Origin of the sequence: Mesorhizobium sp. (assembly GCF_024509055.1) — a bacterium.
Classification (GTDB): Bacteria; Pseudomonadota; Alphaproteobacteria; order Rhizobiales; family Rhizobiaceae; genus Mesorhizobium.
Window position 1 is genome coordinate 1 of sequence record NZ_JANINM010000527.1, and the last position, 9,643, is coordinate 9,643.

The following is a 9,643-nucleotide window of genomic DNA, read 5'->3' on the forward strand; positions in this document are numbered from 1 at the left end:
CCGGCAGATAGGAGTTGATCAGCCAGATCTCACCGCCCTCCGCCGAAGCGTAGCTTTCCTGGATGTTGGCCTGCCCCTGACGCAGCGATTTGACCTCGGTGCCGGTGAGCACCAAGCCGGTCTCGATCGTGTCGAGCACCTCGTAGGAAAAGCGCGCCTTGCGGTTTTCGGCGACCGTCCTGTTGTTTGGATCGGCTTTCTTGACTTGATTCATAATGCGGAGAGGTGGCGGCTCATCCCTAATTTATCAAGCCGGCGTGCTTCAGCGCGGCGTCGATCTTTTCTGCGGTCGAGGCCTCGATCGTCACCAGCGGCGAGCGCACCACGTTCTCGACCTTGCCGAGCCTGGACAGCGCGTATTTTGCGCCGGAGACGCCCGGCTCCATAAAGATCGCCTTGTGCAGCGGCAGCAAGCGGTCCTGCAGCTCAAGAGCCTTGGCGCTGTCGCCGGAGAGCGTAGCGTCCTGGAACTCGGAGCAAAGACGCGGCGCGACGTTGGAGGTCACCGAGATGCAGCCGACGCCGCCATGCGCGTTGAAGCCGAGTGCCGAAGCATCCTCACCCGAGAGCTGGATGAAATCCTTGCCACAGGTCATGCGTTGTTCGGAGACGCGCTCCACCTTGCCGGTCGCATCCTTGACGCCGGCGATGTTCTTGAAATCGTGGCGAAGTCTGCCCATCGTCTCCGGCGTCATGTCGATCACCGAGCGCGGCGGGATGTTGTAGATGATGATCGGCAGCTTCGTCGCCCTCGCGACGGCGGCGAAGTGCTCGTAGAGGCCGCGCTGCGTCGGCTTGTTGTAGTAAGGCGTGACGACCAGCGCCGCGTCTGCGCCCGCCTTTTCGGCATACTGCACCAGCCCGATCGCTTCCTCGGTGTTGTTGGAACCGGCGCCGGCCACCACCGGAACCCGGCCCTTGGCCACCTCGACGCAGACCTTCACGACATCGCGGTGCTCGTCATGCGACAACGTCGGCGACTCGCCCGTGGTGCCGACCGGGACGAGCCCCTTGGTACCTTCGGCGATCTGCCATTCGACGAAAGCGCGAAAGGCTTTCTCGTCGAAACGCCCGCTCTTTTCGAACGGTGTGACGAGCGCGGTCAGCGAGCCTCTCAGCATGTCGTCCAAACTCCTTGGAACTTTATCGGTTTACGCATGTCGTTGCCCAAAACCGGAACCCACTTTTGGGCGACATGCGCTTGTTGGTTTATGCATGTCGTTGCCCCAAAACCGGAACCCACTTTTGGGCGACATGCATTGGTTGCGCGCCTTCTAACCGAAAGCGAAGCGGCGCACCATAGTCTCGACATGGTTCAGCGGCAAGCATCGCCGTAATGCCAGCAAGCGCAATTCGAACGGCCTCGGTAATCTTTTGGTAACCGGCCCTTCACGACCTGGGTTTAGGGTCCGGACCAGGATTTGAAGCGTCCGCGTTTGCCTGAGGATGTGCTAGGATAGAAAAATGCCGACAAGGCGGCCCCCTCTCTTCGCGCTCCTGGGCGCGGTCGTCGCGCTGATGCCAGGCATGGCGATCGGCGGCAGCGTCGACGTGCAGGTGACGGCGGCAATCCCGGCCCCCGACGAACCGCAAGCTCCTGGCCAATCCCAGCCTTCCCCGCTTCCCGCCGACATCGCACAATTGAAGGGCGGGCTCGACGCGCTCGCCGCCAACAACATCGCCGGCGCGCGCAACGCTCGCGACACATTGCCCGCGACGTCGCTCGACCGGCATATCCTGGCCTGGGCGGTGGCGCTTTACGGTGGCGACAAGGTGCCGAGCGGCGAGATCGCCGATGCGGCGAAGATGCTGCCCGGCTGGCCCGGCACGATCGCCCTGCGCAGGAACAGCGAGCGCGCGCTCTACCGCGAGAACCCGCCGCCCCAGGTGGTGGTGCAGGCCTTCGGCCACAGCCAGCCGCTGACGCCGGAGGGCATAGTGATCCTCGCCCGTTCGCAGGTCGCGCTGGGCAACGCGGCGGCGGCGCGCGCTGTGCTGGTGCCCTTCTGGCGGACAGAGAAGCTGGAACCGAAAGACGAGACCGCCATCGTCAAGGAGTTCGGCAAACTGATTCCGGCCGCCGATCACCGCTATCGCATGGAGCGGATGTTCTATGCCGATCGCCCTTCTTCGGCGCTGCGTGTCGCCGGCCTTGCCGGGGCACAGCAACTGGCCGATGCCTGGGCGGCTGCGGACAAGGGCGACACCAACGCCGCGAAGCTGTTGAAAGCGGTGCCCACGGCGCAGCGCTCGGCTGGTTATTTCTTCGCCGAGGCCGAATATCTGCGCAAGCAGCAGAAATTCGCCGATGCGGCCGCGATCATGATGAAAGCGCCGACCGATCGCGATTCACTCGTGGATCCCGACGCCTGGTGGGTGGAACGCCGCATCCTGTCGCGCGAACTGGTCGATCAGGGCGATATGAAGACCGCCTACAAGATCGCGTCCATGCATGCGGCCGAAAGCCCGGCCAACGCCGCCGAGGCCGAGTTCCACGCCGGCTGGTACGCGCTGCGCGGCCTGAACGATCCGGCGACCGCCGCTTCGCATTTCACGCGCATCGCCGGGTTGGCCCAGGGACCGATGTCGCTGTCGCGCGCCTATTACTGGCTCGGCCGGGCCGCGGAGGCTGGCGGACCAGGCAGCGCCAAGGACTACTTCACGCGCGCCGCCGGCTACGGCACGACCTTCTACGGCCAGCTTGCCGGCGAGCGTGTCGGCCTTAAGACCCTCAACCTCGTCTATCCCAAGCCCAGCGCCGCCGACCGTCAAAGTTTCGAGGGTCGCGAGGCCGTCAACGCCATCAAGCGGCTGCAGCAAGCGGGCTATGACCGCTATGCCGAAACGCTCTATCGCGACCTCGCCGGACAGTTGACCAGCCCGGGCGAACTGGCGCTGCTGGCCGTGCTGGCTGAAAAGCAGGGCAATCACTTCATGGCGCTCAAGGTCGGGAAGATCGCCGCCGCGCGCGGCATCGATGTCGGCGCGCTGTCGCATCCGCTGGGCGTCATCCCCGATTCGGCCAACATCTCGGGCTCCGGCAAGGCGCTGGCCTATGCCATTGCTCGCCAGGAGAGCGAGTTCAATGTCGGCGCCGTCTCGAGCGCCGGCGCGCGCGGCCTGCTGCAACTGATGCCGGGCACAGCGAAGCAATTGGCAAAGAAGGCCGGCATGACCTTCTCGCAGGATCGGCTGACCACCGATGCCGGCTACAACGCGACGCTGGGCTCGGCCTTCCTCGGCGAGCAGCTCGACCGCTTCAACGGCTCCTATGTGCTGACCTTCGCTGGCTACAATGCCGGTCCGAACCGGGCCAGCCAGTGGGTGGCGAAATACGGCGATCCGCGCGGCAAGGACATCGACTCCGTCGTCGACTGGATCGAGCGGATTCCCTACACGGAAACAAGAAGTTACGTGCAGCGCGTGATGGAGAATTACGAAGTCTACAAGATGCGTATTTCTGGCAAATACGATATCGTCGGCGACCTTGTTAACGGGCGCAGTTGAGTGCGTTTCCCCTTCTCCCCTTGTGGGAGAAGGTGGCCGAGCGAAGTTCGGTCAGATGAGAGGTGCTCCAGCTTGGCAGAGACGGCGATCCGTCACCCACCCCTCATCCGTCTCGGCGCTGCGCGCCGATCCACCTTCTCCCACAAGGGGAGAAGGAAAGGCGCCACGATTTGACGACTCTCGCTCTCGTCTGTAGCTCTCAGGCAATCAACTCAGAGCAAGATTCCGATGGCGAACGACGGTTTCTCCGACTTCTTTTACGTGGCACCGGACGGGCTCAAACTCCACGCCAGGATTTATGGCGAGGCGAAGTCCGCCCGATGGCCGGTCGTCTGCCTGCCTGGCCTCACCCGCAATGCCCGGGACTTCCATGAACTGGCGTTGTACCTCTCCGAAAAGGCTGAAAAGCCGCGCAAGGTCATCGCCTTCGACTATCGCGGGCGCGGCCAGTCCGATCACGATCCCGATATCAGCCATTATAATGTCGGCGTCGAAGCCGGGGACGTGCTCGCGGGACTGGCGGCGCTGGGGATCGAACAGGCTGCCTTTGTCGGCACGTCGCGTGGCGGCCTGATCATCCATGTTCTGGGCGCGCTGAAGCCGGCGGCGCTGAGGGCCATAGTGCTCAACGACATCGGTCCGGTCATAGAGGCGGAAGGCCTTGCGCATATCCAGACCTATCTCGACCGGACGCCAAAGCCAAAGACGTTTGCGGCGGCGCTGGAAGCCCAGCGGCGCGTGCATGGCCTGGATTTTCCTGCGCTGAGCGATGCGGACTGGGAGCGGATGGTGTCCGCACTCTATCGCGACACGGGCGCCGGGCTGCTGCCGGATTTCGATCCAGCCCTGGTCGACACGCTGGCCGGCGTCGACTTCACCAAGCCGCTGCCGGATCTGTGGCCGCAATTCGAGGCGCTGAGTGGCATCCCGCTCCTGGCCATACGCGGCGCCAACTCGAAACTCCTGTCCGTGGCGACGCTCAACGAGATGCAAAGGCGCCACCCTGGCATGGAGGTGATCGCGGTCGACGGCCAGGGTCATGCGCCATTCCTGGAGACCGGTGGTCTGCCGGAAAAGATTGCGGCGTTCCTCGACCGGGCCGAGAGCAAATCAAGATAAAGTAAAGCCCGAGACCAGATCAGCCTCAGGCTTGTTGGCACAGTATAAATAAGGTCGCTGGCCACTGGGGCCGAAAGCCCGCCCTATTTGCCCTTGGAGCTCTTGCGCTTCGCCTTCGCCGGTTCCGTCCGGCTTTCTTTTCGAGCTGCGGTGCCGGGCGAAACCGTGGTCAAGGGCGAGGCAAACGCCGATTCCTCTGCCGGTCGCGGTGATTCCTCGCCGCGCGGTTTTTCGAGGACGACCACGCAGCCATCGAGATCATTGGTGGCGAGATGGGCATAACGCATGGTCATCGACAGCGTCTGATGGCCAAGCCACATCTGCACGCGACGGATGTCGATGCCGCCCTGAACGAGGCGCGACGCGCAGGTGTGACGCAGGATGTGCGGAACCACCTGCTCGTCGGCGCCAAGACCAACCTCGACTTTCGCTTCGTTCCAGATCGCGCGGTATTGCGCCTGGGTGAGCTTGGTGAAGGGGCCTTTCGGCCGGCGTCCCTCGGTGGTGGGGGCCAGCTTGATCACTTCCTTGACACGCTCGGTCATGGGAATGGTGCGGCTGCGACCGGATTTCGTGATCCAGAAGGAGACTCGGTGCTCCTGTATGTCGTTCCAGATCAGGCCGAGCGCCTCGCCGAGACGGCAGCCGGTATCGACCAGGAAAATGGAAAGCCTGTAGGCATCCTCGTCGCGGCTCTTGATGGCTGCGAACAGCCTTGCCTCTTCGTCCCTTTCGAGGAAACGAATCCGTCCCGCCCGCTCCTTCTGGCGGCGGAACTCAGGCAGGCTGTGGATATCCCCCATCTTGTGAGCCTTGCGCAGCAGTTTGCTGAGGGCAGCCATCTTGCGGTTGATGGTTGCGTTGCTGTTGCCGCGCTGGCGCAAGGTGCCGACAAGGTTATCGAGGGTATTCTGGTCAAAGGTGCTGAAACGCTCCCCAAGGAGAATCTCACCTATCTCACCGATGAAAGAGCTGACATTGTATTTATGCCGCCCATCATCCCACAATATGTCACGATATGCTGAAAATAGCTCTCCGATCGTGAACGATTTTACTTCTCTTATAGTGTTAAAACTATACTTTATCTTAGCCGGTTGAGAAGAAAAGATCGAAAAGTGATCAGAGGCATGGGCCTCTCGAAGCGCTTCGTTTGACATTCTAATGCCACACCCCCGAGTGGAACAGGGCAGCCCTACCCGCTCGGAAGCATCCTTTCAAGAGTTTTGATCACGCAGTTGTGATTTCATCCACCGAGGCGGAGCCCACGAAACCGTGCTGCGGACCTTTCAGCTTGCCGTTTACCCCCATCCTTTCGTTAGCGTAGACCAATCGCGAGACGAAGACGGCCCGGACGTGGTTACGCCCGGGCCGGATTTCATGTGCAAGTCCAGCCCTTAGAAGGAACGCTGGAAGCGGAGCATACCGCCGAGGCTGTTCTTCTTGTCGGCGCCGGTCCAATTGGAGAAATCGGCGTCGTCGAACTTACCGGCATGGAGATAATCGACTTCGGCGGTGACCGTGAAGCCAGGAACGACATCGTAGGCCACGTTCGCAGCTACACCGACGTTCTTCCACTGGTCAGCCGACACCTGAAGGTTGAACGAGGTCTTCTCGTTGAACTTGTAGGTGCCACCACCCCAAACAGCCCAGTTGCCGCCCCACAGCTTGTACATGCCGCGGCCGCCGGCCGGGTAGAAGTAGGAGGTGTCATTGTAGTGCTTATCGGAGCCATAGCCGCCCATGATGAACAGCGACAGTTCGTTGGAGACATTCACATCCAAGCGAACTTTGCCGGCCACCTCTTCATAGGCGCTGTCGTAAGCAATCACGCCGGTGATGGCGCCCCAGCCCTGGGTGTACTTCACACCGCCGACAACATGCGGAACGTAGCTGTCGATCGTGAAGGCCTTATAGCCTTCTTCGAGCGAGACCACCGCCGAGAAGCCGTTGCCGGCATCGAAGTAGTACTGCACGACATTGGTGTCGAAGCCACCATAAGGAACCAGCGTGTCCTGAATGACGTTGCCGGCGTAACCGATGAAGGTATCGAATGCCGATTCGTCCTTACCGACGCGGAGACCGCCGAGCTGGATCCACGCAAAGTTCAGCGAAACGGCAGTGTTGTCGCCGCCGTTGAGGTTGCTAGCGAAGTCACCGGTTCCGTTGCCGAAGTTGAAGCGGGTCTCGGTATAGGTCTTCAAGGTGCCGAGTTCGGTCTCCTGGCCGGTCCAGGTCTTCAACGTGAAGCGGGCCTGCTTGTGCCACGTATCCTGGGAGGAGCCGTCCTTTACGTCGCGGGCGCGGGCGCCATCGAGAGAGCCGAGGTCACCGGCGCCGATGTCGTAGCGGATGTAGCCGCCGATGCGCAGGCAGGTTTCGGTGCCGGGGATGTAGAAGTAGCCCGAGCCGTACACGTCGCAGATCTTGACGTATTCTGCCGGTTCCGGCTCGGCGACGGTGACAGCGTCGGCGGCGCGAGCACCGGAAACCGCGATCAGGGCCGCGGCTGAGCCGAGAAGAAGGCTCTTGATGTTCATTTTCTGACCTCCAGTCAAAAGTTAAAAAACGGGTCTGGGTATTTTTTGCTGAAGGACAGCGTTCCCTGCCCCATCCCCACTTACCGAAAAAGATGCGCACCGCGCCGCTCCTTCGAATGTGACATTTACCCAGGCGGCGGCGGCGTTCAACAAGGATCGTATCGGCGGAAGGCCAGTCCGGACGCTATCGGCGGGCGTTGTTGCACAAATGACACGATTTGGCCCTAGTCCGAAAGCTCTCGTTAACAATTGCGGCCCTGCAACCCATCGAATCCGGCGCCTATCCGCCTGAATTGGGGCGCCAGCCTGAGTCGCACGCCGGGGAATCGCCACGGAATCGCCGCACGGTCCCGACGCTCTTTCGCGGCGAGGTCGATTTTTCCGCGATTATAGCGCCGGCTTGTTGATTGTCCCGGCAGTTTTCTTTATCCAGCGGCGCGACGGAGAGGTGGCCGAGTGGTCGAAGGCGCTCCCCTGCTAAGGGAGTAGAGGTCAAAAGCTTCTCGTGGGTTCGAATCCCATCCTCTCCGCCATCCTGTTTCGCGCCGCCACCTGGTACCGTATTTCGGGCGATTTGCTGCAAGCCATACTCGCGACCTCTAGGTCGGATCGACCAACCGATCTCCGACACCAGTTCGAATCGCATGGATCGGGTTATGTGACCGCGACCACGGCTCACCCCCTCTCGCCTCGAAAGCCCACATTTCGGTTGAAACCGAGGCCAATGCACCGCAGCTGGAGCGTCATTTCAAACCCGGGTCGAGCAAGGCATTCGCTGGCAAGCGCTTCCGGCGAACCGGCCCGAGCGAACACGATAAGCGACTTATCTATCTGAAATTAATTTAGAAAATTTGCAGGATCGGCTGGTTTGCAGCGATCTCGGCTCGCGATTCTGACTGGAGGTCAGAAAATGAACATCAAGAGCCTTCTTCTCGGCTCAGCCGCGGCCCTGATCGCGGTTTCCGGTGCTCGCGCCGCCGACGCTGTCACCGTCGCCGAGCCGGAACCGGCGGAATACGTCAAGATCTGCGACGTGTACGGCGCTGGCTACTTCTACATCCCCGGCACCGAGACCTGCCTGCGCATCGGCGGTTATGTCCGCTATGACGCCGGCTTCGGCGATGTCGGCTCATTCACCGGCAACCGCACCCAGGACGTCATCAGCGGCAAGGACCAGGGCTCCTGGCACAAGGATGCTCGCTTCACGCTGAAGACCTGGACCGGCCAGGAAACGGAACTCGGCACGTTGAAGACCTATACCGAAACGCGCATGAACTTCCAGAATAACACCCTCGACAACAACTCCCCCGGCGGTAACAGCATGTCGAACGGCTTCGACATGCACTTCGCCTGGATCCAGCTTGGCGGCCTGCGGGTCGGCCTCGACGAATCGGCCTTCGATACGTTCGTCGGCTACGCCGGCAACGTCATCAACGACACCATCGTTCCCTACGGCGGGTTCAAGACCGGTGAGGTTCAGTACTACTTCGACGCTGGCAACGGCTTCTCGGCGGTGATCTCTCTTGAACAAGGCTCCGGCGGCGCAAATCAGAGGGTATCTCCCGGTTACGTTAGCTACGGTTATGGCGTCGGCACGATCGACAGCTATGTGCCGCACGTCGTCGGCGGCGTGAAGTACACGCAGGGCTGGGGTGATATCGTCGGCGTCGTCGCCTATGACAGCAACTACGAATATGTCTCCGGCAAGGTTCGCGTGGATGTGAACATCAACAGCCAGTTCTCGCTGTTCGGCATGTTCGGCTACGGCAGCGAGGGAAAGCTTAACGACACCACCGCAGCCGCTTTCGCAAACGGCCGTGGCTTCTACAAGCCGTGGGGCGGTCACTGGGGTGCATGGGCAGGCGCCACCTACAAGTTCAACGACAAGGCCTCGTTCAACCTCCAGGTGTCGGGTGACCAGTGGAAGGACTATGCGGTTGCGGCCAACGTTGCCTACACCGTCGTTCCTGGCTTCACGATCACGCCTGAAATCGACTATCAGCACGTCGGTCAGGGCGCTATCGACGCCGGAAACGTTTGGGCTGGCGCCGCGTATAACGGCACCGTCAAGAAGAACGCCGTCGGCGCTATCATCCGCTTCGAACGCGACTTCTAAGACCAGATATTTCTGGGGTGACAGGAAAACCCGGCGAGTAATCGCCGGGTTTTTCTTTGCATGAGCGCCTACGCGGGGAAAGTTGCTGTCTCCACAGTGCCACGTTCTAAGCGTGCACAAGGATCATCCCTGGCCGCGAAGCGGAGGCGAAGCCAACTTTCGGGAGGAGTGCCAGGGCAAGCGGCACCGATTGTCTTGCGCTGCATTTGGACGCCGCCTAGACCGCAAGCGGTTCGCGGTGGAACAGGGCCGGCCACGTCACGACCTCTAAAGAAGGATTTGTCGTTTCCGCGAAACGATGAACCAGCCTAGGACCAATCGACATTCAGGATTCAAATTTGGATTGATGCATGATTCATAGGCT

At 61.3% G+C, this 9,643-nt stretch carries 7 protein-coding genes and 1 tRNA gene; 4 read left to right on the forward strand and 4 right to left on the reverse strand.

Annotated features, from left to right (window positions below; all coding sequences use genetic code 11):
• On the reverse strand, positions 1-214 hold a 214-nt coding region (locus Q0L57_RS31560; protein WP_296747011.1), incomplete at its 3' end, for an SsrA-binding protein.
• Between the two features lie 25 nt (positions 215-239).
• Positions 240-1,121 (reverse strand): 4-hydroxy-tetrahydrodipicolinate synthase, encoded by an 882-nt coding sequence (gene dapA / locus Q0L57_RS31565; RefSeq protein WP_296747012.1) that lies wholly within the window; start codon positions 1,119-1,121, stop codon positions 240-242.
• A 343-nt stretch (positions 1,122-1,464) separates the two neighbouring features.
• Here dapA and Q0L57_RS31570 point away from each other — a divergent pair, with 343 nt between their 5' ends.
• Complete coding sequence (locus Q0L57_RS31570) at positions 1,465-3,507, forward strand: lytic transglycosylase domain-containing protein (protein WP_296747013.1); 2,043 nt, start codon at positions 1,465-1,467, stop codon at positions 3,505-3,507.
• Positions 3,508-3,735: 228 nt separating this feature from the next.
• On the forward strand, positions 3,736-4,626 hold the full coding sequence (locus tag Q0L57_RS31575; RefSeq protein ID WP_296747014.1) for an alpha/beta hydrolase: 891 nt from the start codon (positions 3,736-3,738) through the stop codon (positions 4,624-4,626).
• Between the two features lie 83 nt (positions 4,627-4,709).
• Here Q0L57_RS31575 and Q0L57_RS31580 read toward each other — a convergent pair whose 3' ends face one another.
• Both Q0L57_RS31580 and Q0L57_RS31585 read right to left on the reverse strand, forming a co-directional pair.
• On the reverse strand, positions 4,710-5,783 hold the full coding sequence (locus Q0L57_RS31580; RefSeq protein ID WP_296747015.1) for a site-specific integrase: 1,074 nt from the start codon (positions 5,781-5,783) through the stop codon (positions 4,710-4,712).
• 237 nt (positions 5,784-6,020) lie between these two features.
• Positions 6,021-7,163 carry a porin gene (locus Q0L57_RS31585; protein WP_296747016.1) on the reverse strand — a complete coding sequence of 381 codons (1,143 nt, stop codon included), beginning with the start codon at positions 7,161-7,163 and terminating at the stop codon, positions 6,021-6,023.
• Positions 7,164-7,605: 442 nt separating this feature from the next.
• Here Q0L57_RS31585 and Q0L57_RS31590 point away from each other — a divergent pair.
• Together Q0L57_RS31590 and Q0L57_RS31595 are read left to right on the forward strand one after the other, a co-directional pair.
• A tRNA-Ser gene (locus tag Q0L57_RS31590) sits at positions 7,606-7,696 on the forward strand.
• A gap of 377 nt (positions 7,697-8,073) precedes the next feature.
• Positions 8,074-9,279, forward strand: coding sequence for a porin (locus tag Q0L57_RS31595; RefSeq protein ID WP_296747017.1), 1,206 nt, complete (start codon positions 8,074-8,076; stop codon positions 9,277-9,279).
• The last annotated feature ends 364 nt before the right edge of the window (positions 9,280-9,643 follow it).